We start from the raw sequence: 26983 nt of genomic DNA, 5'->3' as shown, positions 1-26983 counted from the left end.
TCCGTGCTGCGACGGGGCGGCTCATGCGGCGGACACCGCCCAGGTCGGGACGCCCTGTTCCGCACCCGGGCCCGCAGGCGCGCCCAGGTCGAGCGCGCGCAGGATGTAGTTGGCCTCCGCCACCTCCACCCCGGCGCGAAGGCGCAGGTCGGCCACGGCGCGGTGCAGCACCGTCATGCTCTCGGCGGAGAGGCGGATCACGGCGTCGACGTCGGCGGCGATCCACCACGCGTCGACCGCACAGGGCTCGTGCCGGAGGTACTCCACCAGATGGCTGCCCGGCGCGGAAGGGCCGAGCCGGACGCTCACCAGCGCCTCGTGCCGCCGCTGCGGCCCGCTCGCCCTGGTCACGGTCTCACCGGGGTCGCCGTCGCTGCCGGGTGGCGGTCCTCCGCGTTCCCAGCGTGTCATCCGCCAAGGACTCATGGACCCATCGTCACCAGCGGACGGCGACGGAAGACCCTTCGATACGGCATTTCGACGGGTCACCGCCATTTCTTGACGCGGCGTTCACGCGGCTGCCGACCGGGCCCGCCGACACGGGGAGTAGCGTTCCCACCGAACCAAGATCGGCGTACGAGGAGGCACAGTGCAGACGACGACGGTGGACATTTCGACCGGTGACGGAGTCGCGGACGCATCCCTGAGCCGGCCGGACGGAGACGGCCCGTTCCCCGCCGTGCTGCTCTTCATGGACGCCTTCGGACCCCGTCCGCGCCTGGTCGAGATGGCCGAGCGGATCGCCGCCCGGGGCTACCTGGTGCTGACGCCCCACCTGTTCTACCGGGCCGGCCGGGCACCGATCTTCGACCTGTCCCGGCTCGCCGAGCCGGATCAGCGCGGCGCGCTCTTCGCGCAGATCATGCCGCTCATCGAGGCGCTGACCCCCGACGTGGTCAGCCGGGACACCGCCGCCTACCTCGATTTCCTGGCAGCCCGCGACGACGTCCGGCCCGGCCCGGTCGCCATCACCGGCTACTGCATGGGCGGCACGAACGCGCTACGGGCCATCGAGGCGCACCCGGACCGCATCGCCGCCGTCGCCAGCTTCCACGGCGGGCGGATCGTCACCGACGCGCCGGACAGCCCGCACCGGGGCGTCGGCTCGATCACCGGCGAGCTGTACTTCGGTCACGCCGACGCCGACCAGTCGATGACGCCCGAGCAGATCGCCACGCTGGAGAAGGCGCTGGACAACGCCGGGGTCCGCTACCGCTCCGAGGTGTACGAGGGCGCGCACCACGGCTTCACCATGGCCGACACCCCGATGTACGACGAGCAGGCCACCGAGCGTCACTGGGCCGCGCTGTTCGACCTCCTGGACCGCACCCTGCCCCCCAGCTGACGGGCGCGGCGGTGTCCGATCAGCGGCGCAGCAGCACCGGCCCGGCGTCGATGCGGGTGCGGAACAACGCGTACGGCTTGCGCCGCAGGTCCTTGCCCCGCTGGTACTGCGCCTGCCGGTGCAGTTGGTTGGCGGTGACGTAGAGGTACCCGTCGGTGGCCACCGACATGGTGTCCGGCCAGAGCAGCCGTGGGTCGTGCACCAGGGTCTCGTACTCGCCGTCGGGCAGTCGACGCAGCACCGCGTTGTGCTCGTACGCCGTGAGGTAGAGCCGCCCCGCGTCGTCGCTCTCCAACCCGTCCGAGGCGGTGCCCCGGTCGCCCTCGTCGACCACTGTGTCGGCGACCGCCTCCTGGGTGACGCCCGGGTCGGCCAACGCCTCGGTGGACACGCTGTGCAGGCGTCGGGACGCCAACGGGCAGTAGTAGAGCCGTTCGCCGTCGGCGGAGATGGCGATGCCGTCGGAACCCATGCTCACCGGCTTCGGCGGGCCGTCGGCCGGCCGTTCGAGGAACGGCCGGCCCTCCACCACCGGCCGGAACGACGCCAGCGGCTCCGCCTTTGTGGACGGGTGGTCGTGCAGCCGCCGCCAGGAGGCCCCGCTGGCCAGGTCCACCACGATGATCCCGTTCGGCCCGGAGTCCGCCGAGTCGGTGATGTACGCGACCCCCGCCTCGCCCCGCCGCAGGTCGAAGCGGACGTCGTTGAGGTACGTCGTCGGCAGCGCCACGTCCGCCGGGAAGGTGATCACTTGGGCGACGGTGTCCGTGTCCAGGTCGATCCGGACCAGCTTGGGGCCGCCCGGCTTGGTGGGCTGGAACATCGGGCTGCCGGTGTCCAGCACCCAGAGCCGGTCGGCCGGGTCCACCACGATGCTCTGCACCGAAACGAACGCGCCCGCGTCGTCGTCGCCGGACGGGTCGTTCCATGCCTGGTCGGGGTAGGGCACCTCCTGACCGTCGCGCAGCTCGACCACGGTGGCCGGCACCTCGTCGCCCCATTTCGGGAAGTTGACGAAGATCCGGCCGGAGTGCGAGACGCTCACCCCGGTCGGCATCGGGCCGGTGAAGGTGTGCACCAACTCCAGCTCGCCCACCGGCTCGTCGCCGACCGGCCCGTTCATGACGTCCGCCCCACGGTGCTCATCGCCCGCCCCTTCCGACCCGCCGGATGTCCCGCTCCACCGCTGCTATTCCCGCCCGGACGTCCGGTATGCGTCGCCGGCCAGCGGAGCCGGAAGAGACGGCGGGGCAGTAAGGGAAGGCGGGGCAGTAAGGGACGGCGGGGCCGGAAGGCGGGCCGGTCCGGGTTCCGGTCAGGCCACCGGCGCGGCGGCCCGGGCGGCGGGCAGCCCGGGGACGGGGACGTCCACCGCGAGGAGCGCTCCGTCCTCCCGGCCGGGCGTGTCCAGCCCCACCCGGGCGGTGCCGATGAAGAGTCGCCGCAGGTCGGGGCCGCCCAGGCAGATCCCGGCCGGCTGTTTCGCCGGCAGCCGGATCTCCTGCTCCAGGGTCCCGTCCGGCCGGTAGCGGCGGACCGCCGAACCGCCCCACAGCGCTATCCAGAGGTGACCGGCGGCGTCGACGGTCATGCCGTCCGGTCCGCCGTCGCCGGAGGGCAACCGGAGGAACGGCTCCCGCCCGCTCAGGGCCCCGGTCGCGGGGTCGACGATGAACCGGTCGATCTCGCCGTGCGGCGTGTCGGCGAGGTACATGGTGGTGCCGGTGGCGTCGAACGCCGGTCCGTTCGGGATGGTCAGTCCGGTGACCGCGGGCACCGGTGCCGCGCCGGGGGTGAGCCGGAACAGCGTGCCCCCGCCGGGCGTCATCGCGTACGTCATGCTGCCGGCCCAGAAGTGGCCGTGCGGGTCGGCGACCGCGTCGTTCATCCGGGTGGGAACGGGTGCGTCAGCGACCAGGTCGGCGACCGGTCGGGGGTCGCCGGTGGCGGGCAGCACTGTGAGACCGGTTCCGGCGGCGGCCAGCCAGTCACCGGGCCGGCCGGCCACCGGGGCTACCGCGCCGAGCGGGACGTCGAGACGACGCACCTCCCGTAGCTCTGCGGGGGCGTCGCCGTCGGTCTCCAGCAGCCGTCCGGCCAGCAGATCGACGAGGATCAGGCGGTCGTCGACCCAGCGCAGCCCTTCGCCCAACTCCAACCGGTCGGTGCTCCAGACGGTCGGCTCGGTCAGCTCCATCTCGCTCCTCCAAACGATCTGCGGGGCGGCGGCGGGCGGTCCTGTCGATCCGTGGTGACCGCCCTCCACCCGGTCAGCGGACCGTACCGCCCGGCTCGTGGTCCAGCAGCGCCAGCTCCGCCCGGTCGGGCAGGCCCTCCCAGTCGCCCCGGGTGGCGACAGCGAACGCGCCGGTGGTGACGGCCCGGTCCAGTCGGGCCGACGCGTCGACGCCGTCGAGCCAGCCGGAGAGCAGCCCGGCGACGAAGGCGTCGCCCGCGCCGACGGTGTCCACCACCGGCACCGTCCGGGCCGGACGGTGCAGTGTGCCGGTCGCACTGTGGCTCGTCGCTCCATCGGCACCGTGCTTGACCACGACCTCGGTGACGCCGGCCGAGAGCAGCGCCGAGGCCGGGTCGGTCGCGTCGGTGAGCACCGCCAACTCGTCGTCGGAGGCGATCACCAGGTCGATCGAGGCCAGCAGCGGGCGTAGCGCGGCGGCGGCGTCGGCCACCGACCAGAGCCGGTTGCGGTGGTTGACGTCCAGGCAGATCGTGCTGCCGGCGGCGCGGGCGCGCCGCACGGCCTCCACCACCGCCTGGTACGGCCCGACGCCGAGCGCGCAGGTGATGCCGGTGACGTGCAGCAGCCGGGGTGGCGACCCCGGCACGTCGAAGGCCCGGGCCACGTCGGCCGGGCCCAGCCGCGAGCCGGCCGACCCGGCCCGGTGGTAGGTGACCCGGAAGATGTCGGCGACACGGTTCTCGAAGAGGATCAGGCCGGTGGGGGCGGTCCTGTCGACCCGGGCCCAGGTCAGGTCGACACCCTCGGCGCGCAGCGTACGGCGGACCAGCTCGCCGGGCTCGTCGGCACCGGTGACACCGATCCAGGCCGCCCGGTGGCCGAGCCGGGCCACGCCGATGGCCACGTTCGACTCCGACCCCGCGACGGAGATGCCGGCGGTGCCGCCGAGTCGCAGTGGACCGGTGGTGCGGAACGCCGCCATCGTCTCGCCGAGCGTGAGCAGGTCGGTCATGGCCGGACCGCTGCGAGGAAGGCGGCGGCGCGCTCGCGCAGCGCCGTCGCGTCGCCGCCTCGGACGGCGTCGCCGAGCAGCGGGGAACCAACACCGACGGCTGTCGCGCCCCGGTCGAGGTAGCGCCGAGCACCGTCTGCGTCGACACCGCCGACCGGCACGAACGCGGCGGCCGGGTCCGGGCCGCGCACGATGGCCAACAGCCGGTGGGTCCGCAGCTGGTCGAGCAGGTTCATCACGGTGTCCTCAGTGGTTGCGGTAGGTGGAGATGGTGAGTCACCAGGGGAGTTTGCCGGTGGCGGGCACGAACTCCCGGCATCGGCGTAGTGCGGCGAGGGCGAGTGGAGCCTCGCGGCCGGCGATCCCGGCTTCCAACTCGGCCACCGCGCTCGCCGCCCGCGCCGGTTCACCGGTCGCGGCTGCCGCTTCGGCCAACACCAGCACAGCCTCGGCTGCCCAGGCCAGGACGCCCTTCCCGCGCACCAGCGACAGCGCCTCGGACGCGTGCCCGACCGCCTCGTCCGGCCTGTCGACCAGCAGCAGCCGGGCCAGCGCCGAGAGTGCCTGCACCAGCGGCCAGATCGCGCCGACCCGCCGAGCGTCGGCTACCACATCCCGCAGCGCCCGTTCAGCGGCCTGCACGTCGTCGCGGCGTTCGGCGGCGCTGCGCAGGTCGTTGCGTTCCTCTGCGGTGCTGCCGGCTCCGTTGCGGCCCTCGGTGGTGCCGCCGGCTCCGTTGCGGCCCTCGGCGGTGTCGCCGGGTCCGGTGCCGGCAACCAGCGCCAGCACTGTGGCCAGTTCGGCCCGCGCGTCCAGCAGGGTGACGGGCATCCGCTCGGCGTTGGCCACCAATCGGCCGAGCCGTTCGACCAGCCCGTCCAGCCGGCCGGCGGCCCGGTCCAGTGACAGCTCGGTCGCCTCGACCAGGGACGCCAGCCGCTCGTACCCGGTCTCGTCGACGAGCGCCCGACCGGCCGCCAGGAGTGCTTCGGCCTGCTCCGGGTGACCGGCGTGCAGCGCGCCCTGCGCCCAGTTCAGGCAGGCTCGCGCGTGCTCGCGGGGCCGGTCGGCCAACTCGGCGGACGCGCGCAGCTCGGCGATGATCGCCCAGGCCGCCGGATCGCCCAGCTCCAGCAGCAACGAGGCCCGGGCGATACGGACCGCGAGGTGCGCCGCCGGATCCCCGCTGGCCGTGGCGGCGGTCTCCGCCTCCGCGCAGCGGGCCAGGTGTTCGTCGACGTGCCGGCCGACGACGGTGTCGGGGGCCGCCAGCACCGCGAGCGCCGGGGCCTTGCGGCGCGGCGCGCGCAGGTACGGCACGGCACGCTCGATCTCGGTGTACCCGCGCAGCGCCTCGCCCTGCTGTCGCAGCATCCGCCCGAGCACCAGACCCAGCTCACCTCGGGCACCCGGCGGCAGCCGTCGGTCGGCGAGCAGCCGTTCCAGCACCGGGATGGCCTCGGCCTGGCTGAGTCCGTCGATGGCCGACCGGCCCAACTTGGCGGCGAGCCGAACCCGTACCGGTCGGGGCAGCTCGGCGATGTCCATCGTCTGGAGCAGGAAGCTGGCCGCTGTCGCGTCGTCGCCACGCTCGGTGGCGAGGTCGGCGGCCGCCTCGGCGTTGCGGACGAAGTCGGCCCCGCTGCCGGCTCGACGGTAGTGGTGCGCCAGTTGGGCCACCGGCCTCGGCAGCTCCTGTTCCAACACCCGCGCCACCCGCAGGTGCAGCCACTTCCGGCTCTCCCGGGGCACCAGGTCGTACACCACCTGTCGGGCCAGGTCGTGCCGGAACCGCAGGCCGTCCCCGGCGTCGTGCAGCAGGCCCGCCCGGTGCGCGGCGGTCAAGGCGGCTCCGATCGCCACCCGGTCCAGGCTGAGCACCGAGGCGAGGATGCGCTGGTCAGGCATCATTCCCAGTACGGCCGCCGCGCCGAGCACCTCCCGGGTGGCCTCGTCGAGCGGACGCATCCGCCAGAGCAGCACGTCCCGCAGGACGAACGGGACACTGTCGTCGGCCAGCGGGTCGCCGCCCCGCTCGGCGAGCGTGCGCAGCACCTCCTCGACCACGAACGGGATGCCGGCCGTGCGGTCGAGCAGGGTGGTGGTCAGCTGCTGCGGCGGATCGTCGAGGCGCAGGGTGCGGGCCGCCAACCGGTGTACGTCGGCGGCGTCCAGCGGGCCGAGCGCAACGCGCGTGACGCTCCACGGAGGAGTGCGCGCCAGGGCGTCGTGGATCGGCGTGCTGCTCCCCGGCGTCGCCGTACGCGCGGTCAGCACGACTGCCAGCCCCTCTACCGGACGGGTGCTCAGATAGGCGAGGAGTTCGCAGGTCGCCGGGTCCGCCCAGTGCAGATCCTCCAGCAACAGCGTGGCCGGACTGAGCGCGGCGAGCACCGCCGCGACGGCGCGGAGCAGGCGATGCCGCTCGGCCGCCGGGTCGGTCAACGGGGGCGGGGCGTTCGGCAGCACGTCGGCCAGTTCGGGTAGCAGCGGCGCGAGAGCCCCGGCCACCGGGTTGAGCGGACCGAGTCGGTCGGCGCCGCCCCGGATCGCATCCAGCAGCACGCCGAGCGGAAAAGGCTCGGGCACGTCGTCGCACTCGCCGACGAGGTGTCGTCCGGGGAGTTCGGCCAGCAGTTCGGCGACGAGTCGGCTCTTGCCGATCCCGGGCTCGCCCTCCAGCAGGATCAGGCAGGGCGGGGTGGCGACGAGCCGGTGTAACTGCGCCAGCTCCGTCGCTCGGCCGACGAACTCGACGGGCCCGCGCAGACGTTCGGGGCGGACGGGAGTCGGGCTCCCGCCGCCCCGTGTCTTCTCCTCGCCACTGTCGATCACCGTGGGCCGAGCAGATCACCTCTGTCCGGCGCGACAGTGGGCCGGCGGACCGGCGGTGACCTGGGTCACACGCCGATCCGCCGGGTGGGGGGTGCAGTCAGGACTGGATGGTGACGGGCACGGTCTTCAGCGAGCCGTCACCGTTGCGGAACTCCACCACGCCGACGTAGCGCTGACCCGGAGCGAGACCGAACCAGCGCAGGGACAGGTTCGCCGTCGCGCCCGGCTGAACGCTGCGCTGCTTCGGGTCGATGGTGAACCGGCCGGTCGAGGTGCCCGGCGCGCCCGGCAGGTAGCTGGTGACGGTGTACGCGTTCGCGCCGTCCTTGATGTTCTCGGTGAACTCCTGCTCGACGACCACGATGTAGTCACCGGCACCGTCCGGCAGGGTGACCTTGGCGCCGATCCGGGTGCTGGCCGTGGCGGTGACGAACTTCCCGGACTTGTCGTAGACGTTGAGGCTGAACTCGGTGCACGCCATCACGCCCTCCTCGTCGTCCCAGTCGATGTGGGAGCAGGTGGGCCGCGCCGACGTCACGTGGATCTCCGGACTGCGGGTGCCGGCCGGGACGTGCAGGGTGGTCCTGCTGATCGACGCGGGCAGCGGCACCGGCAGGTTGTTCGACGTGCTCCAGTCCCAACTCGGTCCATCGCCCTTCAGGGTGACCGCGGTGCTGGTACCGGAGGTGAGGCCGGAGAGCTGGGAGACCAGCTGACCCTTGTAGCCCACCTCGGCGGCGATCCGGACGCTGCCGAAGGTGCCCTTGCCGGTGATGGCGTCGGGGGCGACCAGACCGGAATTGTGGACGACGAGCGGGCTGCGTACCGCGTGCTTGAACTGGTCGCGCCAGGTCAGCGAACCGTCGGCCCAGGTGTCGAACGCACCACCGGTGTTGGTGACCTCGACCGTGAAGCGGGCGCTGTGGCCCGGACGGATCTGCAGCTTCTTCGGGGTGACCCTGACCTTGTACCCCGGCGGGGCCTGCACCGAGGAGGTGTAGGTGCTGGTCTTGTCGCTGACATTGGTGACAGTCCGGGTCACGGTCTGCTTGCCCACCATCCGGCCCAACGAGATGGACGGGTAGTTGAGCTGTGCCGTGTCGATCGCGTCGACGGTGTCGCAGCCGTCCAGGTCGCCGAGTCCGTAGTCACCGCCACGGTCGGCGGAAACCCCGCACAGGTACCGGATCCAATCCTGCTGGTTGGAGTCGTAGACCAGGCCCGGGTCGAAGGCGCTGCCCGGCTCGACCTGGCCGGCACCGTAGTTCAGCGGAGTCGCGTCGTACGTGCCGATCTTGATGGGGTTGCCCTTGTCGGTCTTGTCCACGGCGCTGGTCATCAGCGCCGAGCGGACCGCCGCCGGCGACCAGCCGGGGTGCTTGGCCAGCAGCAGGGCGGCGATACCGGCGATGTGCGGCGCCGCCATCGAGGTGCCCGACTCCAGGGCGAAGTCGTTGCCGCCGATGGACGGCGAGAACGCGGCGACGATGTCCTGACCGGGCGCGCTGATGTCCGGCTTGAGCAGCTCGCCGGCGTTCAGGTTGGACGGGCCCGCCGAGGAGAACGCGGCGACAGCGGGCGCCTCCACCGTCTCCAGCCTGCTCGGCGAGATGGTCGCCGTGGCGTTGCCCTTGGCGACGTACGCCGTGACGGTGGCCAGGTCGACCTCGTTGATGTGCACTGTCGGCACGGCCTGCACGTCGGCGTTGAGGGAGTTCAGCTCGTCGTTGTAGAGCACCATGCCGACGCCGCCGGCCCGTGCCACCTCGATGCTCTTGTCGGTACGCGGGATCTCGCCGCGCAGGCAGAGCACGATCGCGCCCTTGACCTTGGCCGGATCCAACGTGTCGTCGGCGCAGAGACCGGCACCGTAGGCGCCGTCCGGATCGATCGCGCTGTCCTTCGCGAAGACCAGTCGGGCCGGCCCGACACCGGTCTCGCCCATGCCCACGCCGGCGATCGTGGTGCCGTTGCCGAGGGTGAGCTTCCGGGTGTTCTGCCGGTCGGTCGTGCTCGCGGCCACCGTGGTCAGCCACGGCGTCGAGTTGTCGACCGTGTTGGCGAACGGGCCGGAGTTGCCCGCGGCGGCGGCGACGAACACCCCGGCGGCGGCCGCGTTGAAGAACGTCGCGTCGACCGCCCCGAACTGCTCGGTGTCGTCACCGATCGAGTAGTTGATCACGTCGACGCCGTCCGCGACCGCGTCGTCGATGGCGTGCACGATGTCGATGTCGGTGCCGGTCGCGCCGCCCGCACCGTTGTCGTACAGAGCCTTGTAGATCGCCAACCGTGCGGCCGGCGCCATGCCGGAGATCATGCCCAGGTCCTGGGTGCCCGACGTGGCCCGCACGCCGTGGATGCCGGCCGCGGTGCTGGCGGTGTGGGTGCCGTGGCCGTTGCGGTCGCGCGGCGAGGAGTAGTCGTCCGGGAAGGCATCGGCGATGCCGCTGTCGTTGTACCAGCGTGCCCCGATCACCTTGTTGTTGCAGGCGATCGGCGCTTCGATGCCGACGTCACAGGTGCCCTTCCACTTGGCGTCGATGACGGCCTGGTCGGGGCGGGGGCTGGGCAGCGGCGCGAAGCTCGCGCTCTCCGGCCAGTAACCGCTGTCGATGACCCCGATGATGACGCCCTCACCAGCGCGGGAGTCTCCGCCGAACTCCTTCTTCCACACCCCGCCCTTGCCGGTCAGACCCAGGTAGTCGGGGGTGTGCGAGGTGGCGGCGTGCACCTTCTGGCTCTTGTACACCGCTCGGACACCGGTTGTGGCGCGCAGCCGGGCGGCCTGCGGCCCGGTGAGGTCGGCGGCGAAGCCGTTGAACGCGGTTTCCATGGTGACGCGGGTGCGGTCGGCTGGCACGCCGACGTGGTCCAGCACCGACTTACGCTGCCGACCCAGGTGATCCCGGTACGCGTCGGCGTTCCCGGACGTGCGGTTCAGCTTGGCCCCGTCGGCCGGCTTGGTGGCCGCGATCCCGGGAACCCCGCCGGTGTACGTGGCCAGCGGCTCCTCGGCGAGCTGGACGAGGTAGCGGGCGGTCGGCCCACTGTCGGCCGGCGCGGCGGTGGCGCTGGCGGGCAGGCTGGTCAGGCCGGCCGCGGTCAGCGCAACGGCGGCCAGCATGCTGACCCCGTACCTGGCCCGTCCGGTCCGATGTGCGTTCGGTTGTGGCACGTCGTTGCCTCCACGTTCGGTGCCGGCCGCCACGACTGATGACGGTGGCCGAAACCTAGGATCGGTACCGATCATCGAGAAGCACCCGTAACCTGCCCGTCATCTTGGAAACAAGCTCGTAACACAACGGGTACTTTGCGCGTCATTTGGAAGCGTTGACCTGAGAGATCTGTGCCATGTGTTCCGGCGCGACGCCGTCGACCGCCCGGCTTCGTTGTCCTGTTCGGATGGTCGGCGACGTGGCTTGTCTGACGCTCGTCCACCTGGCGCGACGGCAGCATCCTGAACCACGCAACGACGTACGCGCGGACCGCAGCGGACTCTCCCGGTTCCAGGACCTGCCGGTCCCGTCGGTCGAGGTCGCACACGATGCGATCCTCGACGCCCACCTCGCCGTCAGCACGGCCGGCCTGGTCCCCGTCGGCCTGGTCCCCGTCGGCCTGGCCCCGGCCGGCCTGGCCCCCGGTCGGTCTGGGCTCTGTCGGTCTGGTCCCGGTCGGTCTGGCCGCGGTCGTTCTCGGGGCAGTTGCTCCTGTACGACTTCGTCGCCAGCCTCGGCCCGCCGACCAACAGGCGAAGCAAACGACAGGGTCGGTGGTTCGGTGGCCGGGCTGCTTTCGTCCGCGCTGTCGAGCAGGCGGAGCCGCGCCCGCGTTCCGTCGAGCAGGCGGGGCCTGGCCTCTGTCTTGTTCAGGCGGAATCGCGCCCGCGTTCCGTCGAGCAAGCGGAGCGGGCCGCTGATCCAGAACCCAGCCACCGGAGGTTGCCCCCTTGCCCGAGAGCGCAGGCGGATTGGTGGCCCAGCTTCAGAGGTCGGGCTGATCGAGCAGGTCGGCCGTGCGCCCGCCGGCTGGTCGGCGTTGGCTGGCTGCTCCTATGTGCGTCGGTGGTAGTGGTTGCGGCGGGGGAGTTGTTCGGGGTCGAGCCAGGCGGGTGGGATGAATTCGGGGTGGCCGTCGCCGCTGAGTTGGATGGTCCAGTCGCTGTGGTGCAGGTGTCGGTGGTGGTGGCCGCAGAGCAGGACGGCGTTGGCCAGGTTGGTGGGGCCGCCGTCGGCCCAGTGGTGGATGTGGTGGGCGTCGCACCAGCGGGGTGGTCGGTCGCAGCCGGGGAAGGCGCAGCCGCGGTCGCGCAGGACGAGGGCGCGGCGGAGGGGTCCGGTGATGAGGCGGCGTTGTCGGCCGACGTCGAGGACTTGGCCGGCGCCATTGAGGACGGCGGGCAGGATGGTGGCGTCGCAGGCGAGGCGGCGTACGGCCTCGGGTGTGAGGGTGAGGCCGGTGTCGAGGGTGCCGCTGCTCAGCTGTCGGGTCAGCGCGTCGTAGGTGGTGGTGACGACGATCTGGGCGGGGTCGCCGCCGTGTTCGGGTAGTTCGCTGGTGCGGAGGGTGAGTCGGCACAGGTCGGCGAGGGCGTCGTGGCGTCGTTGACCGGGGGACCGGGAGTCGTCTGGTCCGGATGGGGCGGTGAGCGGGTCGATGGCGGCGCGGAGCAGGCCGGCGGTTTCGGTGTCGAGGGTGCCGGTGAGCCGCAGTCGTCCGTCGGTCTGTTCGGAGAGGGTGAGGTGGCGGTCGCGGGCGGCGCGGGCGGTTTCGGCGTCCAGGGCGGCTTTGGCGGCGGTGTCGGCGAGGTCGGGGGCGACGTGGTCGAGGATGCGGGTGCCGAGTCTGCGTAGGTGGGTGGGGTCGAATTGGGTGGCCCAGTCGGTGAGCAGGCTGATGGCTTTGTCGGCGGCCTGCGTGCCGGCGGTGGTGTGCACGGTGGTGGCGGTGTCGGCGATGACCCGGGCCTGGTCGAGGGTGATGGTGCCGTCGGCCAGGGCTTGTCGGATGCCGGGGTGGCCGGTGTCCAGGGCGGTGGCGAGGTCGACGAGGCGGCGGGCGGCGGGGACGGTCAGTCGTAGCCGTTCGCGGAGCCAGACGGCGGTGGAGGATGCCCCGTGGGCGCGGGCGGTGCCGCGGCCGTCGATCTCGCGGATCAGGGTCAGCTTGACGGCGGCCAGGCGTTGCTCCAAGCGGTGCGCGGCGTCGAGCGCGGCGATCAGATCGTGTTCCGGAAGTGGCCAGGCGGAGACGTCGACGCAGGCGGCGACCGCCTCGTCTGCCTGCGCCAACTCCTCGACCATGACCCGACACTAGGACAGGTGTACGACACTTTCAGTCGACCATGATCGATCCGTTGTCGGGGCTCGATGCTGATCACGGCAGCTCCGCCACCGAGGCCGACAAGGCTTGATCAGTTGAGGAAGCCGTGCCCGTGCAGTGCCGTGCCGCCTCGTGCCCATGCCGCCTCGTGCCCGTGTAGTGCCACGCCGTGCCCATACCCGCGCCCTCCGCCCCTCCGCGCCGCGTCGTGCCGCGCTGCGCCGCGTCGTGCTGTGCCGCGCTGTGCCGTGCCGCGCTGTGCCGTGCCGTGCCGTGCTGTGCTGCGCTGCGCTGGGCCGCGCCGTGAGCCGCGCCGCGCCGTGTCGCGCCGCGCCCTGCGCCGTTCCGTCCTTGATCGCGGCTGTCGGCCGGGCCTAGGTGCCGCGACGGGCGCTGGCGAGCGCATCCAGCGAGAGGAGGATCAACTAACCGGTTGGCCCAGGGTCGGTGGTGCCGTGGTCAGTCGCGCCGGATGAGGCCTGGGCCGGCGATGATGTCGATGTCGCCGTCGGTGATCTCGTGGCCGGCGGCGCAGCGGAGCACCGCGCGGATCGGTTCGCCGCAGTCGTGGTGGGTGGCGACGACGGACGGGCCGGTGTCGGTGGCGGCCCAGGTGTCGCCCCAGTTGCGCAGTGCGGTGATGACGGGCAGGAGGTCGCGGCCCTTGCGGGTGAGTTGGTACTCGTGGCGGGTGCGCTGCCCGGGCTCGCGGTAGGGGATTCGTTCGAGCAGTTCGGCGGCGACCATGTCCTTGAGGCGGGCGGCCATGGCCGGCTCGCCGACGCCGACCCGGCGGACGAAGTCGTCGAAGCGGCGTGTGCCGAGCAGGGCCTCGCGCATGATCAGGACCGTTGACCTGCTGCCCACGATGTCCATCGCCCGGGCTACCGAGCAGTTCTCGCTCGTCCAGGAATCGCGATCGTCTCGTAGGTCCTCCATGCCGACCAGCCTACCTGACTTGCATGAAGGCTAGCCAGGTGCTTCACTGGATCGTGCTGACTTCAGCATACGCAAGTCAGGCCATCAGCTTGAAGGATCTTCAGTGACCACCAGCGCCACGGCCCCGACCCCGCCCGGAGCGACGCCGCCCGGAGCGACCCCGCACGGAGCGACGCCTCACGGAGCGACCCCGCACGGGAAGATCCCACCCGGATCAGCCACCCCTACCCGCTCGTCCCTGCGCGGCTCCCGCCCGGTGACCCTGATCGCCATGTGCCTGGGCGCGATGATCACGTTTCTGCAGATCACCGCGACCGTCTCCGCGTTGACCACCATCCAGCGGGACCTGCGGGTCGACCCCACCACTCTGGTCTGGATCCCCAGCGCGTACACCCTGATGGTGGCGAGCGTCGTGCTGTCCGCGGCCACCTTGGGCAGCCGCTTTGGCCGTAAGCGCATGTTCGGTGCCGGGGTCGTCGCGATGATCGTCGGCGCAGCGGTCGTGGCTGAGGCTCCGACCGTCGGGTGGGTGATCGTCGGGCAGTTGGTCGCCGGCCTCGGCGGAGCGCTGATCCTGCCGAACAGCCTGGCGATCCTCGGCGCGACGTTCACCGATCCGCACCGACGGACCGAGGTCATCACCGCCTGGTCGGCGGCGTCCGGCATCGGCCTCGCGATCGGCCCACTCATCGCCGGCTTCCTGCTGCGGCACTACCAGTGGCACAGCGTCTACCTGTCGACGATCGCGCTGGGTCTGGTCACCCTCGTCGTCGCCATCGTCGGGGTGGTCGAGTCCCGGCCGAGCGCTGCCCGACTCGACGTGCCCGGCCTGCTGCTGGGGACCGTCGCCATCGCAGCCGCCGTCTACGCGCTGATCCAGGGCGGCAAGGTCGGCTACACCGACCCGGTGGTGTCGACGGCCTGGGTCGTCGCGGTCGTCGCACTTGTCGCGTTCGTGCTGGTCGAGCTGCGGACCAGTGCGCCGATGCTCGACGTGCGGCTGTTCCGGTCCGCCTCGTTCAGCGCCGTCATGGTCGTCGGCGCGGTGTCGCTGTTCGGCTTCACCGGCGTGGCGATCCTGCTGGTCCTCTTCCACGAACGTGCCCAGGCGCTCAGCCCGCTGGACACCGGCTGGCGAATGCTGGTGCTCTTCGGCGCGTACGTGCTGGTCGCCTTCGGCGCCGGGCGCGCGATCCGCCGTACCGGATTCAAGGCGCCGTTGACCCTTGGTCTGGTCCTCGGTGCGGTGGCCAGTTTCGCGCTGGCCAACCAGGGGCCGACCACGTCGTTCGGTGACCGGTGGGCGCTGTTCGCGTTGTTCGGCGCGGCCACCGGACTGGTGGTGGCGCCGGCGACGGCGGCGGCGTTGGCCAGCGTCGCGCCCGCCCAGGCCGGTATGGCCTCCGGTGCGGTGAACGCCGCCCGCCAGGTCGGCTCGGTACTCGGCTCGTCCCTGCTCGGCACGCTCCTGACGACCACGATGGTGGCCGACCTGCCGGACCGGCTCGCCGCGCACCAGATCGACGAACCCACCCGGACCGCCGTGCGGGCGGCGGTGGCCTCGGGCGTCAACGGCAGCCAACCCCTGCCCGACCCGGTCCGGACGGCGATCGCGGAGGCACTGACCTCCGGTGTCCAGGCCGGGCTGCGGGTCACCGGCATCGTCTTCCTCGTCACCGCGGTGCTGGCGCTCGCCCTGATCCGCAACCGGCCGCACCAGCACTGAGCCGCACGAACGCTAGGAGCCGAGCGCGTCCAGTTCCTCGATGACGTCGGTCGGCAGTTTCAGGTCGGCCGCCGCCATGTTCTCCCGCAGGTGCGCCAGGCTGGAGGTGCCGGGGATCAGCACGGTGGTGGGAGAACGCTGAAGCAGCCAGGCGAGGGCGACCTGCTGCGGTGAGGCGCCCAGTCGGGCGGCCACGTCGTCGAGCGTGTCGGACTGCAACGGCGTGAACCCGCCGAGCGGGAAGAACGCCGCGAACGCGATGTTCTCCGCCGCGCACCTGTCGACCAGGGCGTCATCCCGGCGGTTGGCGAGGTTGTAGAGGTTCTGCACGGTGACCACCGGCGCGATGCGCTGGGCCTCGTCGAGCTGGTCGAGCGTCACGTTGCTGAGCCCGAGGTGCCGGATCAGGCCTTCCTGCCGCAGCTCCGCCAGGGCGGAGAACTGCTCACCGAGCGGCGCGTCGCCGGTGCCCTCCGCCACGCCCACCCGCAGGTTGACCACGTCGAGGACGTCCAGGCCGAGATGCCGGAGGTTCTCCCGGACCTGAGCCTTGAGGTCGTCCGGCTCCTGAGCCGGGATCCACGAGCGGTCGGCGCCGCGGCGCGCGCCGACCTTGGTGACCAAATGCAAATCCTGGGGGTACGGGTGGAGCGCCTCGCGGATCAGCTCGTTGACCACGACGGGCCCGTAGAAGTCGCTGGTGTCGATGTGTCGGACGCCCAGGTCGACGGCCTCGCGGAGCACGGCGAGCGCCTGCTCGCGGTCGCGGGGCGGGCCGAAGACACCCGGGCCGGCCAACTGCATCGCCCCGTAGCCCATCCGGCTCAGGGTGAGGCCGTCAGCGGGGGTGAGGGCACCGCCGGGAAGGTTCTCGCTCATCTCGTCCTCTTGTCTCGGTAGTCGTGGTGACATCCCGGGCCGAACGGATCCGACCCATCAACGACTGTCCGCCGCGAGTGACCTGGGCGGCAGGGCGAGCTGTTCCTGGTAGTGACACAGCCAGTCACCGGGCCGCCCGGCGATCTACCGTCGGTGGCATGGACGCGACGAACCCGCTCGGCGACTTCCTGCGCGCCCGCCGGGAGCAGACCCGGCCCGAGGACGTCGGGCTCGGCCCGGGGGTGGGCCTGCGCCGGGTGCCGGGGCTGCGGCGCGAGGAGGTGGCGATGCTGGCCGGCATCAGCGCCGACTACTACCTCCGACTGGAGCAGGGTCGCGAGCGGCATCCCTCGGTGCAGGTCCTCGATGCCCTCGCCGGGGTGTTGCGACTGGATCCGGAAGCCACCGCGTACATGATCGGGTTGAGCCGGGCGCGGTCGCGGCGGGCGGCCCGATCGGCCGCCGAGCGGGTGCCGGCCAGCATCCTGCACCTGCTGCGGCAGCTCTCCATGCCGGCCTTCGTGCAGAATCGCTACCTGGACATCCTGGCCTCCAACCCGATGGCGAGGGCGCTGTCGCCGAATCTCGCCCCGGGTGCCAACCGACTCCGCGCGGTGTTCCTGGACGAGGCCGAGCGGGAGCTGTTCCGCGACTGGCGGCAGGCGATGCAGAGCGTGGTGGGGCAGATGCGTGCCGACTCGGGCGGGGCCACGGACGACCCGCGGTTGACGGCGCTGGTGGGGGAGTTGTCCCTCAAGAGCGACTGTTTTCGGCAGTTGTGGGCGCGCCACGAGGTGCGTCGGCGGGAGGGCATCGTCAGCCGGCTGCACCACCCCGAGGTGGGCGACCTGGACCTCTACTGCGACAAGCTCGCCGTGGCGGGCGCCGACGGGCAGCTGCTGGTGATCTACCACGCCGAGCCCGGTACGGAGTCCGCCCGCTCGTTGGCGCTGCTCGGCTCGATCGCCGCCAGCAGTGCGGACGACGTGCCGGACAGCCTTCGACCCGGCGACCCGGCCCGCGGGTTGACCGAAGGACGGGCTTGACGAAGGTTGTTTGTGAGTGCACACTTACAAACATGCGATCCACCGCCGAGGCCCGCCGGGTCACCGTCCTGAACACCGCGGTGTCGGTGTTCGCGCGCGCCGGCTTCCACGCCACCCCGGTCACCGCCGTGGCCGCCGCCGCCGGCATCTCCGAGGCGTACGTCTTCCGACTCTTCTCCGGCAAGCTCGGCTTGTTCGTGGCGGCGGCCGGGGCGTGTTTCGACCGGATCGCCGAAGCGATCGAGGCGGGCGCGGAGCGCGCCGGGGGTGACAGCCCGGAGGAGGTCCTCGACGCCATGGGTGGCGCCTACGCGGAGCTGATCGCCGATCGCGACCTGCTGCTCTTCCAGGTGCAGGCGCAGGCCGTCACGGACATCCCGGAGGTCGCCGAGGCGGTGCGGGCCGGCTACCGGCGGGTCGCGACCTTCGTGCAGAGTCGGGCCCGGGCCAGCGACGCGCAGGTGCAGCAGTTCTTCGCGTACGGCCAGTTGTGCCACCTGATCGTGACGGCCGGCCTGGAGCAGGTCCCGGAGCCCTGGGCCCGCGCCCTGACCGCCGGCATCCGCCACCCCTGACCGACCCCGATGCTGGGCCGCCTCGGCGGCCCAATCTTTTGCCCAACTAAGTGTGTGAGTGCACACTTACAAACAAAGGAGAACCCGATGACCACCGACACGACGATCACCGAAGTGGTTCTGCCCGGCGTGGTGGAGCCTGACGGCCTCCTGCTGCACCGACGCGCGATGCCCGTCCCCGCCCGGGGGCAGGCGCTCGTCCAGGTCGAGGCCACCGGCATCTCGTTCGCCGAGCAGCAGATGCGCCACGCGCTCTACCCCGGCCAGCCGAAGTTTCCGTTCGTGCCCGGCTACGACCTGGTCGGCACGGTGCGGGCGGTCGGCCCCGGCGGCGACGACGCGCTGGTCGGCACCCGGGTGGCGGCGGTCACCAAGACCGGCGCCTGGGCCACGCACGCGCTCGTCGACATCGACGCCCTGGCCCCGGTGCCCGCCGGTCTGGACCCTGCTGCGGCCGAGACCGTCGTCGTCAACGGGGTGACCGCCTGGCAGATGCTGCGGAACGCCAGCCTGACGGCCGGACAGACGATCCTCGTGCACGGCGCGAACGGCGGCGTCGGGAGTGTGCTCGTCCAACTCGGCCGACACCTCGGCCTGCGGGTCATCGGCACCGCCGCCGAACGGCACCACGCCGGGCTGCGCGAACTCGGTGTCGAACCGCTCGACTACCGCGACCCGGACCTGGCCGCGCGGGTCCGTGAGCTGTCGCCGGGCGGGGTCGACGCCGTCTTCGACCCGGTCGCCGGCCCGGGCGTACGGACGTCGTACGCCCTGCTCGCCCCCGGCGGCACATTGGTCGTCTACGGCAACGCCGCCGCCGTCGGCACCGGGCAGTCGGTCGCGTGGGTCTTCGTGAAGCTGCTGGCCCGCCTCTACACCTGGAACGCCCTGCCCAACGGCCACCGCGCCGGCTTCTACAACTTCTGGGCCGGCCAGCTCACCCGGCGCGCCGCGTTCCGCCGTCGCCTGCGTACCGACCTCGGCATCGTGCTCGACCTGCTGCGGCAGGGCGTGATCGTGCCGCAGATCGCCGCCCGCTACCCGCTCAGCGAGGTCTCCGCGGCGCTGGTGTTCGCCGAAAACCGCAGCCGGGCCGGCAAGGTGGTGCTGGAGCCCTGACCTCCGGCCCCGCCCGGGGCGCTGCCGTCTCGGGCCGGAGGCGGCCCGGTCGTCACGACCCGCCCTGGGGCGTAGGCCACTCGTGGACGCCGGGCGCCCGGCGGGCGAGGTAGCCTCACGCTCGCACTACGTACTCCTGCTACCGGGGAGGACAGGGGGAGGTGGAGCGTGGCCGACATCGGCGAGGTGGTCCGTTGGCTGCAGCTCAACGCGCCCCGGGGCGGCCCGGACGAGGTGTCGCAGTTGGTTGCCCGCGCGGCGCCCCAGATCGATGCCAGCGAGATCGTCATCTATCTGGCCGACTACACGCAGACCCTCCTCGTGCCGCTGCTCGGCGCGGGTGCCGACCGGGACCAGTTGTCCATCGAGACGACGCTCGCCGGCCGGGCCTTCACCACCCTCGACATCCAGCGCGCGCCCGACAACCCGGACCGGCTGTGGGTGCCCCTGCTGCTCGGGTGCGAGCGGATGGGCGTACTGGAAGTCGTCTCGCCGGCCGCCGCCGACGAGGCGATGGACGCCCCGGCCTGGGAGGTGGCGGTCAACGTCGCCCAGATCCTGGTGAACCGCCGGCTCTACGGTGACGTGGTCGAGCGGATGCGGCGGCGGATGCCGATGCAGGTCGCTGCCGAGATCGTGTGGGGCCTGCTTCCGCCGCTGACCTTCGCCACCGACGATCTGGTGGTCACCGCCATCCTCGAACCGTGCTACGACGTCGGCGGCGACATCTTCGACTACGCGTTGAACGACGACGTGCTCAGCGTCGGGCTCTTCGACACCTGCGGGCACGGCATCAAGGCGAGCACCCTGGCCTCGCTGGTGGTCAGCGCGTACCGCAATGCCCGTCGGTGTGGCCTCGACCTGGTCGACACGGCGATCAGCATCGACCGGTGGGTACGCGCCGAGCATCCGAACTTCTTCGCGACCGGGTTGCTCATCGAGCTGGACCGCCGGACCGGCCGGCTCAACATGATCAACGCGGGGCATCCCGGTGCGATGTTGCTGCGCGACGGCAAGGCCGTTCGGGAACTACCCGGGCCGACCGCGTTGCCGCTCGGCCTGGGCCACATGTCACCCCGTCGACCGCGGGTGCACGTGGAGGATCTGCACCCGGGCGACCGCATCCTCGCCTACACCGACGGCATCACCGACGCCCGTAGCGAGCAGGGGGAGCAGTTCGGGCTGGACCGGCTCGTCGACTTCGTCAACCGCGCCCTGAACGACGGGCTGCCCAGCCCGGAGACGATGCGTCGCCTGGTCCGCGCGGTCGTCGGCTACCAGGACGACCAGCTTGAGGACGACGCCACGGCCCTCTTCGTGGAGTGGCGGCCACCGCACCTGCCGCTCGCGCACCTCCGCGACCTCGCCGCGCTCCGACCCTGACCTCTCGCACGCAGTGGGATTTTGCACTCGCAGTGCACTTGTCTCCGATTGCGGGGCTGTCTAGCGTCACCTCATGGCTGACTCATGGACCTTCGCCGTGGCGCGTGACGACCTCGGGCAGACGACGCTCGTCGATGGCTCCATCCCCGTCCTGTCCGACGGCGAGGCGCTGCTGCGCGTGGACCGCGTCGGCCTCACCGCCAACAACGTGACCTACGCGGTGCTCGGCGACTCGATGCGGTACTGGCAGTTCTTCCCACCGGCGGCCCACGGTCTCGGGCCGCAGTGGGGTCTGCCGCCACTCTGGGGCTTCGCCGAGGTGGTCGCCTCGGCGGTGGCCGGTGTCGAGGTGGGGCAACGGGTCTACGGCTACCTCCCGCCCGCCGGTCACCTCGTGGTGCGGCCGGACCGGGTGGACGCGTCCGGGTTCCGCGAGGCGAGCCCGCACCGGGCCGAGCTGCCGTCGCCGTACAACGCGTACCGGTCGACCACCGGCGACCCGGCGTACCAGCGTGACCAGGAGGACCTGCTGATCCTGTTCCGGCCGCTGTTCTTCACCTCGTTCATGCTGGCCGACCAGGTCGCCGACAACGACTTCTACGGTGCCGAGGCGCTGCTGGTGTCGTCGGCGTCGAGCAAGACCGCGTACGCCGCCGCGTTCGAGCTGCACCGGCGCGGACCGCGCCTGGTCGGTCTCACCTCACCGGGCAACCTGGCGTTCACCCGGTCGCTCGGCTGCTACGACGAGGTCGTGTCGTACGACGACATCGACGCCCTCGACGTGGTCCCGAGCGGCTACCTCGACCTGTCCGGCGCGCCCTCGACCCGCGCCGCCCTGCGTCGACGTCTCGGCGACCGGCTCGTCCGGGACATCGCGGTCGGGCTCACCAACCAGACGCCGAACGCCGACGCCGCCGAGGAGGTGTTCTTCGCGCCGGTGCAGATGCGTAAGCGCAGCCACGACTGGGGCCGCGACGGGCTCGACCAGCGGTTCACCGAGGCGTGGCAACGCTTCGCCGCCGTCGTGAGCCGGTGGCTCGACGTTCGGGTGGGTGCCGGGCCGGCGGCCCTCCAGCACGCGTGGCTCGACGTCCTCGCCGGTCGTACGCCGCCCCGGGTGGGCCACGTCGTCCAACTGTGACCCGGCTCAGGTGGTGGTGTCGTCGGCGAGCTTCTGACGGAGCGTGGCCAGTGCGCGGGTGATCAGTCGGGACACGTGCATCTGCGACACGCCGATCCGGTCGGCGATCTGGGCCTGGGTCAGGTTGCCGTTGAAGCGCAGGCTGAGGATCTGGCGCTCGCGTTCCGGCAGCGTCGCGAGAGCCGGGCCGAGGGCGACGCGGATCTCGACGAGATCGATCTCGTGGTCGTCGGCGCCGAGGGTGTCGCCGAGTTCCCGGTTGCCGTCGCTCCCGATCGGGGTGGACAGCGACGTGGCCCGGTAGGCACGCGCGCCCTCCAGCCCTTCCAGGACGGTCTCCTCGGACACGTCGAGGTAGGAGGCGATGTCGGCCACCGTGGGCAGGCGACCGAGGGTCTGGGTCAGGACGCCGTTGGCGGCGCTGATCGACAGGCGTAGCTCCTGCAGGCGGCGGGGCACCCGCACCGCCCAGGTGCGATCCCGGAAGTATCGCTTGATCTCGCCGATGATGGTGGGGATGGCGTACCCGCTGAAGTCGATCCCCCGGCTGTGGTCGAAGTTGTCGACGGCCTTGATGAGCCCCACCGAGGCGGTCTGGGCCAGGTCGTCGTCGGGCGCGCCGCGTCCGCTGTAGCGGCGCGCCAGGTGCCGGGCGAGCGGCAGCCACGCCTCGATGGTGCGCTCCCGCAGCGCCGGGCGCCGAGGGTCGTGCGGCGAGGTCGCCGCCAGGGCGGCGAGGAGATCCTCCGGGCTCTGATCGCTGTCGCGCCGGCCGACCCGGGTGCTGGTGGCGTTGGTGGCGGTGCGTGTGGCGTTCTCGACGATCGTGGACATGGGTGGTCCCTCCGGCGTTCGCCCGTCGATCGGATCGACCGGAAGGATCTCCGAACCGGCTGTCGCCGGGGCGCACCTGCGGGCAGGAGCGCGCTGTCGCAAGGCCACGATCACGGGCCTGGCCACCGCGTCATGTCGTTCACGTGCTGAAACGACCCTACCCGAACGACCGACTATTTACTACCCGAAAGTATGACCCGGGGCAGGTCTGGGCCGTTCGGAGAAGGGGGTGCGCTCCAGCTCAGCCGCGCTGGGCGGGGGCGTCGACCGCAGCCGAGGCCGGCTGGGCGGGCTCCACCGCGAACGGGTGGCGCAGTCGCCGCATGGCCTCCTCGCTGCTGTCGAAGGTCACCGCCGGTCCGTCCAGCACGTCACCGGGCGACGTGGCGAGGAACAGTGCGCGGCGAGGGTTGTCGTTCGATGTCATGCAGGAATCCTGTCTGAGCGAAAGGGGTGCGCCGGGGCCTCGGCAACGTCGGCCGTGCGACCTGGTGGCGCTTCGGCGCACACGCTGGCGCCCGAACTCTGGTGCCCTGGTTGCGCGGGCGAGCGAGCGCCCGGCGACACCGACACCCCGCACCATACCCGCCGCCGCCGACACATATGCGCCGCCGACGGAACCGCCTCGCTTGTGGCGAACCGGCCGCCCGGGAATTCTGTAATCCCACCCGCTGCCGCGAGTCTCCGATCTTGAGGGCGGTCAGCACACCAGCGTGGGCGCCGCGCGGATGAGCACCAGAGGAGTGAGACCCATGTCGTCAGCCGGTCGAGCACTGCCCGATGTCGGGTTGGTCGTCGCGGCCCGGCAGGGCGACCAGCGCGCGCTCGACGACGTCGTCGCGGCCTCGCTCCCGCTGGTCTACAACATCGTCGGGCGTGCGCTGCGCGGCCACGCCGACGTCGACGACGTGGTCCAGGAGACGTTGGTACGGGTGATCCGGTACCTGCCGGCGCTCAACGACCCGGCGGCATACCGGTCCTGGCTGGTGGCGATCACCATCCGCCAGGTGCGGGACTGGGAGACGCGCCGCCGTGTCGCGCTCAACCGCGATGCCGGGCTGGACGCGATCCACAACGTGCCCGACCCCGCCTCCGACTTCGCGGGGATGACCATCCTCCGGCTCGGCCTCACCGACCAACGACGCGAGGTCGCCGAGGCGACCCGCTGGCTCGACCCGGACGACCAGGAACTGCTCTCGCTGTGGTGGCTGGAGGAGACCGGCGAGATCGACCGGAACGAGGTCGCCGACGCGCTCGGGTTGTCGCCCGGGCACGTCGCGGTGCGGATCCACCGGATGAAGGAGCAGATCCAGAGCGCCCGGGGCGTCGTACGCGCGCTCCGCGCCCGCCCCGGCTGCCCGGACCTGGGCGCCGTGACCGCCGAGTGGGACGGCACGCCCAGCTCGCTGTGGCGCAAGCGACTGGCCCGACACGTCCGTGACTGCGCGTTCTGCGGACGGCTGGGAACCACCCTCCTGCCGATCGACCGACTGCTCGCCGGCATGCCGTTGCTGCCGCTGCCGGCGGGTCTCGGCGTCCACCTGCCGAGCGCTGCCGCCCCGGCGGCCGCCGCGCAGGCCGTCCCGCCGCCCGGCCCGACCGCCGCGCCCGCCGCGGCACCGACGGCACCCGGCCCGGTGCCCACCGACGCGGGCGGCGGCCCGAGCGTCGTCGACCTCGCGGTGAACCGGCCCCGTGGCCTCGTGCCGTCCCTCGCCGCCGGGGTGGCCGCCGCCGTCCTGGCCATCACCATGGCGGTGGTGATCCAGCCGGACGACCCGTCCGCGCCCTCGTGGGCTGCGCCGCCGTCTGCCGCTCCCACCGCCGTCGCCACCCCGAGCGTCGCGCCCTCGCCGAGCGCACGCCCCTCGTCGAAGGCTCCGGTAGCGCCGGCGGTCAGCTCTGCCCGCAAGGGCGTCGGGGTGTGGAACTTCGCCGGGGCGAGTCAGGCGTTGGCGAACTCCAAGGCCGGCTGGTACTACACCTGGGGCACCCAGCACCCGGGGATCAGCACGCCGCGCGGCGCGACGTTCGTGCCGATGATCCGCAGCGCGGAGAACGTCACCGCCGCAGAGCTGGCCCGGGCCAGGGCCGCCGGGCCGTACCTGCTCACCTTCAACGAGCCGGACCTGCCCGAGCAGGCGAACATGACCGTCGAGCAGGCGTTGGACCTGTGGCCGCAGCTGATGGCGACGGGCAGCAAGCTGGGCAGCCCGGCGGTCGCCTGGGGTGCGCCGGACCCGCAGGGTTGGCTGGACAGGTTCATGACCGGCGCTCAGGCCCGCGGCCACCGGGTGGACTTCATCACGCTGCACTGGTTCGGCGCCGACTTCACGACCGCCACCGCGGTGGCCCAACTCCGGCAGTATCTCCAGGCCGTCTACCAGCGCTACCGGAAGCCGATCTGGCTGACCGAGTTCGCGCTGATCCGCTTCGCCGGGGGCGGTTCGCAGTTCCCCAGCCAGCAGCAGCAGGCCGCCTTCCTCACCGCCGCCACCGCCATGCTCGGTCAACTCCCCTACCTACAGCGCTACGCCTGGTTCGGGCTGCCCGCCACGGACAAGGATCGGTCCGGACTGTTCAGCGACGGGGCCCAGGCGACAGTGGTCGGCCGCGCGTTCCAAGCCGCCCGGTGAGCGCCGACGATCGGATGGACGAGCAGAGCATGGCGCAGCGTCGAGGTCTTCGCGTACGGGCCGGGCGGCTGGTCGGCGTCGCCGCGACCCTGGTCGCCACGGCGGTGGCCGTCGGGCTCAGCCAGGGCTGGGGCCGCACCAACCCGGCACCGGAAACGTCGACGGCGGCGGCGTCGTCGGCCGCCGCGGTGCCGACCGCCCCGGTGGTGCTCAACGGCACCGACGACGCCTTCATCCAACTGCTGATCCCGATGAACGAGGGCGCGCTCGCGCTGATCGACCAGCTCGACACCCGCCCGGCGGATCCGTCCCTGCGGGCCCTGCTCGGCGAGGTCCGGAAGGCCCATCAGGCGGAGTTGCGGGACCTGCGGGGGCTCCTGGCCGCGGGCAACGTGCCCGAGCTGAACATTCACGAGGGGCATCAGATGCCCGGCATGGTCACCCAGGCCAGCCTCGCCGAGCTGCGTGCCGCGTCCGACACCGAGGTGTCGTCCCGGGCGGCCGGCCTGATCCGGGCGCACCTCGCGCAGACCGTGGTGCTGTGCCGGGGCGAGCAGACCGCCGGGGGCAGCCCGGAGCTGAGGGCGCTCGCCGGCCGGATCCAGCAGGCGCGGGCCGCCGAGCTGAACGCGTTGGACGACCGGCCCGGCGCGCCCACCGCCGCATCGGGCGGCTGAGCATGCGGCCCGGAGGTCCGGCCGATGCGAACGTCTGATCTGCACGTCGACGTCCACCCACAGTTTCGGGCGTCCCGTCCCGCCGCCCACCGTGCCGTCGCGTCGGACGCCGTCCGCCCGGTGCGGCGCGCGACGCACCGGACCCGCAACGCGCCCCTGCCCGAGGCGGTCGCCCCGGCACCGGTTGCCGGCTGGCGCGGTGGTCACCGGCGCGCCGCGGGCCGGGCCACCATCGTCGCCTCGGTCCTGACGGTCGGCCTCGGGTGGCTGATCGCGATCCTGGTCGCGCCGCACGTCACCCTCTCTCCGGGTGCGCGGATGGTCGCCCTCTTCTGCCACCTGACCTGTCTGGTGGTGGGCTTCGGAGCGGTGCTGACGGTGGACTGGTTCAGCCTGCGCTGGCTGCTGCGCCGGGAACCGCTCGGCACCGTGCTCACCGCCGCCCGCGGCGCGCACCTGCTCATCTGGCTGGGTCTGGTGGGTCTGCTCGCCAGCGGGGCCGCCCTCGGACCGGACACGTCGTCCGGGCTGGTCTGGGTCAAGTTGCTGGCGGTGCTGGTGGTCGGCGTCAACGGGCTGTTCCTCGGCCGGGTCCGGGACCGGCTCGTGGCGGTGCAGGGCCGCCCACCCTGGTCCGCCCTGCTACCCGGTGTCGCCGCCGCCACGATCTCGCAGCTCGCCTGGTGGACAGCGACCCTCGTCGGCTTCTGGAACGCCAACGGCTGACGGTCGGTGCTCAGGCCGGCGTCGGATGCCTCTCCGCGAACCGGTCACGGGTCAGGAACGCGAGTTGAGCCCGCTTGTCCGGCATGTCGATCTCGGAGTCGAAGGTGAAACCCTCGATCTCCAGCCGGCGCAGGGCGAGGTGGTTGCGGACGTCCGGCTCCACCACGATGCGCTGCGCGGCCGGGTCGCGGAACAGGAAGCGGGCGATGGCCGGGCCCGCCGCGTTGGTGAGGCTGCGGGCGAGGCGTCGGTCGGGGCTGAGCAGCAGGTGCATCCCCACGTCACCGGGCTGGACGGGGTAGCGCTCGCCGACCGGGTCCGCCTCGGGCTGATAGCTCTGGAAGAGGCCGACCGGCTCCCCGTCGACCGTGATCAGGTACGCGTGGTGCGTCGGCAGACCGTCCACAAAGGCGTAGATCTCGCGAACCTCGTCGAGGGTGTGCGAACCCATGCCCCAGAAGGAGTTGCGGGGCATGGTCACCCAACCGTGCAGGAGTGCGGCGTCCCGGTCCGGGTCGACGGTCACCAACGACAGCTCACCGAGACCGGCGATCTTCTCCTGGTACGTCATCGGGCGCTGTCCTCTGTTCC

The 26983-nt window shown here is 72.2% G+C and carries 23 protein-coding genes; 10 read left to right on the top strand and 13 right to left on the bottom strand.

What is annotated here, in order from left to right; genetic code table 11:
- Window positions 1-21 precede the first annotated feature (21 nt).
- On the bottom strand, window positions 22-426 hold the full coding sequence (locus tag AB0877_RS01210; RefSeq protein ID WP_366605561.1) for a hypothetical protein: 405 nt from the start codon (window positions 424-426) through the stop codon (window positions 22-24).
- Between the two features lie 163 nt (window positions 427-589).
- Here AB0877_RS01210 and AB0877_RS01205 point away from each other — a divergent pair, with 163 nt between their 5' ends.
- Window positions 590-1345: a dienelactone hydrolase family protein gene (locus tag AB0877_RS01205; protein WP_366605559.1), complete on the top strand. Its 756-nt coding sequence runs from the start codon at window positions 590-592 to the stop codon at window positions 1343-1345.
- A gap of 19 nt (window positions 1346-1364) precedes the next feature.
- Here AB0877_RS01205 and AB0877_RS01200 read toward each other — a convergent pair whose 3' ends face one another.
- The 8 genes from AB0877_RS01200 to AB0877_RS01165 form a co-directional block, all read right to left on the bottom strand.
- A complete protein-coding gene (locus AB0877_RS01200) occupies window positions 1365-2468 on the bottom strand; it encodes an L-dopachrome tautomerase-related protein (RefSeq protein ID WP_366605557.1) in 1104 nt (367 codons plus the stop codon).
- Window positions 2469-2660: 192 nt separating this feature from the next.
- Window positions 2661-3542, bottom strand: a complete 882-nt coding sequence (locus AB0877_RS01195) for an SMP-30/gluconolactonase/LRE family protein (RefSeq protein ID WP_366605556.1) — start codon at window positions 3540-3542, stop codon at window positions 2661-2663.
- Between the two features lie 73 nt (window positions 3543-3615).
- A complete protein-coding gene (locus AB0877_RS01190; RefSeq protein ID WP_366605555.1) occupies window positions 3616-4557 on the bottom strand; it encodes a sugar kinase in 942 nt (313 codons plus the stop codon).
- Window positions 4554-4793, bottom strand: coding sequence for a hypothetical protein (locus tag AB0877_RS01185; RefSeq protein ID WP_366605553.1), 240 nt, complete (start codon window positions 4791-4793; stop codon window positions 4554-4556). The genes AB0877_RS01190 and AB0877_RS01185 overlap by 4 nt, the downstream gene beginning before the upstream one ends.
- A gap of 40 nt (window positions 4794-4833) precedes the next feature.
- Window positions 4834-7392 carry an AAA family ATPase gene (locus AB0877_RS01180; protein ID WP_366605551.1) on the bottom strand — a complete coding sequence of 853 codons (2559 nt, stop codon included), beginning with the start codon at window positions 7390-7392 and terminating at the stop codon, window positions 4834-4836.
- 97 nt (window positions 7393-7489) lie between these two features.
- Window positions 7490-10516: a S8 family serine peptidase gene (locus AB0877_RS01175; RefSeq protein ID WP_366605549.1), complete on the bottom strand. Its 3027-nt coding sequence runs from the start codon at window positions 10514-10516 to the stop codon at window positions 7490-7492.
- A gap of 925 nt (window positions 10517-11441) precedes the next feature.
- The gene (locus AB0877_RS01170) at window positions 11442-12692 is read right to left on the bottom strand and encodes a DUF222 domain-containing protein (protein WP_366605547.1); all 1251 of its coding nucleotides are present in this window, start codon (window positions 12690-12692) and stop codon (window positions 11442-11444) included.
- A gap of 478 nt (window positions 12693-13170) precedes the next feature.
- Window positions 13171-13650 carry a helix-turn-helix domain-containing protein gene (locus AB0877_RS01165; protein ID WP_366605545.1) on the bottom strand — a complete coding sequence of 160 codons (480 nt, stop codon included), beginning with the start codon at window positions 13648-13650 and terminating at the stop codon, window positions 13171-13173.
- 271 nt (window positions 13651-13921) lie between these two features.
- Between AB0877_RS01165 and AB0877_RS01160 the strand changes: the two genes are divergently transcribed.
- Window positions 13922-15376, top strand: a complete 1455-nt coding sequence (locus AB0877_RS01160; protein WP_366606157.1) for an MFS transporter — start codon at window positions 13922-13924, stop codon at window positions 15374-15376.
- A 12-nt stretch (window positions 15377-15388) separates the two neighbouring features.
- On the opposite strand, the gene AB0877_RS01155 is transcribed toward AB0877_RS01160, so the two are convergent.
- Complete coding sequence (locus AB0877_RS01155; protein WP_366605543.1) at window positions 15389-16255, bottom strand: oxidoreductase; 867 nt, start codon at window positions 16253-16255, stop codon at window positions 15389-15391.
- A 158-nt stretch (window positions 16256-16413) separates the two neighbouring features.
- Between AB0877_RS01155 and AB0877_RS01150 the strand changes: the two genes are divergently transcribed.
- The 5 genes from AB0877_RS01150 (at window position 16414) to AB0877_RS01130 (ending at window position 21519) form a co-directional block, all read left to right on the top strand.
- Complete coding sequence (locus AB0877_RS01150) at window positions 16414-17301, top strand: helix-turn-helix transcriptional regulator (RefSeq protein ID WP_366605542.1); 888 nt, start codon at window positions 16414-16416, stop codon at window positions 17299-17301.
- Between the two features lie 32 nt (window positions 17302-17333).
- Window positions 17334-17876 carry a TetR/AcrR family transcriptional regulator gene (locus tag AB0877_RS01145; RefSeq protein WP_366605540.1) on the top strand — a complete coding sequence of 181 codons (543 nt, stop codon included), beginning with the start codon at window positions 17334-17336 and terminating at the stop codon, window positions 17874-17876.
- A gap of 87 nt (window positions 17877-17963) precedes the next feature.
- A complete protein-coding gene (locus tag AB0877_RS01140; RefSeq protein ID WP_366605538.1) occupies window positions 17964-18995 on the top strand; it encodes a medium chain dehydrogenase/reductase family protein in 1032 nt (343 codons plus the stop codon).
- A 168-nt stretch (window positions 18996-19163) separates the two neighbouring features.
- Window positions 19164-20378, top strand: a complete 1215-nt coding sequence (locus AB0877_RS01135; protein WP_366605536.1) for a PP2C family protein-serine/threonine phosphatase — start codon at window positions 19164-19166, stop codon at window positions 20376-20378.
- A gap of 73 nt (window positions 20379-20451) precedes the next feature.
- A complete protein-coding gene (locus AB0877_RS01130; RefSeq protein WP_366605534.1) occupies window positions 20452-21519 on the top strand; it encodes a DUF2855 family protein in 1068 nt (355 codons plus the stop codon).
- 6 nt (window positions 21520-21525) lie between these two features.
- On the opposite strand, the gene AB0877_RS01125 is transcribed toward AB0877_RS01130, so the two are convergent.
- Together AB0877_RS01125 and AB0877_RS01120 are read right to left on the bottom strand one after the other, a co-directional pair.
- A complete protein-coding gene (locus tag AB0877_RS01125; protein WP_366605532.1) occupies window positions 21526-22353 on the bottom strand; it encodes an RNA polymerase sigma factor SigF in 828 nt (275 codons plus the stop codon).
- A 241-nt stretch (window positions 22354-22594) separates the two neighbouring features.
- Window positions 22595-22780, bottom strand: coding sequence for a hypothetical protein (locus AB0877_RS01120; protein WP_366605531.1), 186 nt, complete (start codon window positions 22778-22780; stop codon window positions 22595-22597).
- Between the two features lie 325 nt (window positions 22781-23105).
- On the opposite strand from AB0877_RS01120, the gene AB0877_RS01115 reads away from it, so the two are divergent.
- The 3 genes from AB0877_RS01115 to AB0877_RS01105 are packed head-to-tail and all read left to right on the top strand — an operon-like array spanning window position 23106 to window position 26392.
- Window positions 23106-24989 carry a sigma-70 family RNA polymerase sigma factor gene (locus AB0877_RS01115; RefSeq protein WP_366605530.1) on the top strand — a complete coding sequence of 628 codons (1884 nt, stop codon included), beginning with the start codon at window positions 23106-23108 and terminating at the stop codon, window positions 24987-24989.
- Window positions 24986-25666 carry a DUF305 domain-containing protein gene (locus AB0877_RS01110; RefSeq protein ID WP_366605528.1) on the top strand — a complete coding sequence of 227 codons (681 nt, stop codon included), beginning with the start codon at window positions 24986-24988 and terminating at the stop codon, window positions 25664-25666. Before AB0877_RS01115 ends, AB0877_RS01110 begins: the two co-directional genes overlap by 4 nt.
- Before the next feature lie 24 nt (window positions 25667-25690).
- On the top strand, window positions 25691-26392 hold the full coding sequence (locus AB0877_RS01105) for a hypothetical protein (protein WP_366605527.1): 702 nt from the start codon (window positions 25691-25693) through the stop codon (window positions 26390-26392).
- Window positions 26393-26402: 10 nt separating this feature from the next.
- Here AB0877_RS01105 and AB0877_RS01100 read toward each other — a convergent pair whose 3' ends face one another.
- Window positions 26403-26963: a GNAT family N-acetyltransferase gene (locus tag AB0877_RS01100; RefSeq protein ID WP_366605525.1), complete on the bottom strand. Its 561-nt coding sequence runs from the start codon at window positions 26961-26963 to the stop codon at window positions 26403-26405.
- Window positions 26964-26983 lie beyond the last annotated feature (20 nt).

Source organism: Micromonospora sp. NPDC047644 (genome assembly GCF_040704315.1).
GTDB lineage: Bacteria > Actinomycetota > Actinomycetes > Mycobacteriales > Micromonosporaceae > Micromonospora.
This window is presented reverse-complemented; position numbering and strand designations above follow the sequence as displayed.

Excerpts from the sequence above, each read along its gene's own strand:
- AB0877_RS01195 (WP_366605556.1), bottom strand. The coding sequence starts at position 3,542 with ATGGAGCTGACCGAGCCGACCGTCTGGAGCACCGACCGGTTGGAGTTG.
- AB0877_RS01120 (WP_366605531.1), bottom strand. The coding sequence starts at position 22,780 with ATGACATCGAACGACAACCCTCGCCGCGCACTGTTCCTCGCCACGTCG.
- AB0877_RS01200 (WP_366605557.1), bottom strand. The coding sequence starts at position 2,468 with ATGAACGGGCCGGTCGGCGACGAGCCGGTGGGCGAGCTGGAGTTGGTG.
- AB0877_RS01105 (WP_366605527.1), top strand. The coding sequence starts at position 25,691 with ATGCGAACGTCTGATCTGCACGTCGACGTCCACCCACAGTTTCGGGCG.
- AB0877_RS01115 (WP_366605530.1), top strand. The coding sequence starts at position 23,106 with ATGTCGTCAGCCGGTCGAGCACTGCCCGATGTCGGGTTGGTCGTCGCG.
- AB0877_RS01170 (WP_366605547.1), bottom strand. The coding sequence starts at position 12,692 with ATGGTCGAGGAGTTGGCGCAGGCAGACGAGGCGGTCGCCGCCTGCGTC.
- AB0877_RS01130 (WP_366605534.1), top strand. The coding sequence starts at position 20,452 with ATGGCTGACTCATGGACCTTCGCCGTGGCGCGTGACGACCTCGGGCAG.
- AB0877_RS01140 (WP_366605538.1), top strand. The coding sequence starts at position 17,964 with ATGACCACCGACACGACGATCACCGAAGTGGTTCTGCCCGGCGTGGTG.
- AB0877_RS01125 (WP_366605532.1), bottom strand. The coding sequence starts at position 22,353 with ATGTCCACGATCGTCGAGAACGCCACACGCACCGCCACCAACGCCACC.
- AB0877_RS01165 (WP_366605545.1), bottom strand. The coding sequence starts at position 13,650 with ATGGAGGACCTACGAGACGATCGCGATTCCTGGACGAGCGAGAACTGC.
- AB0877_RS01150 (WP_366605542.1), top strand. The coding sequence starts at position 16,414 with ATGGACGCGACGAACCCGCTCGGCGACTTCCTGCGCGCCCGCCGGGAG.
- AB0877_RS01185 (WP_366605553.1), bottom strand. The coding sequence starts at position 4,793 with ATGAACCTGCTCGACCAGCTGCGGACCCACCGGCTGTTGGCCATCGTG.
- AB0877_RS01190 (WP_366605555.1), bottom strand. The coding sequence starts at position 4,557 with ATGACCGACCTGCTCACGCTCGGCGAGACGATGGCGGCGTTCCGCACC.
- AB0877_RS01100 (WP_366605525.1), bottom strand. The coding sequence starts at position 26,963 with ATGACGTACCAGGAGAAGATCGCCGGTCTCGGTGAGCTGTCGTTGGTG.
- AB0877_RS01155 (WP_366605543.1), bottom strand. The coding sequence starts at position 16,255 with ATGAGCGAGAACCTTCCCGGCGGTGCCCTCACCCCCGCTGACGGCCTC.
- AB0877_RS01175 (WP_366605549.1), bottom strand. The coding sequence starts at position 10,516 with ATGCTGGCCGCCGTTGCGCTGACCGCGGCCGGCCTGACCAGCCTGCCC.
- AB0877_RS01210 (WP_366605561.1), bottom strand. The coding sequence starts at position 426 with ATGAGTCCTTGGCGGATGACACGCTGGGAACGCGGAGGACCGCCACCC.
- AB0877_RS01145 (WP_366605540.1), top strand. The coding sequence starts at position 17,334 with ATGCGATCCACCGCCGAGGCCCGCCGGGTCACCGTCCTGAACACCGCG.
- AB0877_RS01160 (WP_366606157.1), top strand. The coding sequence starts at position 13,922 with ATGTGCCTGGGCGCGATGATCACGTTTCTGCAGATCACCGCGACCGTC.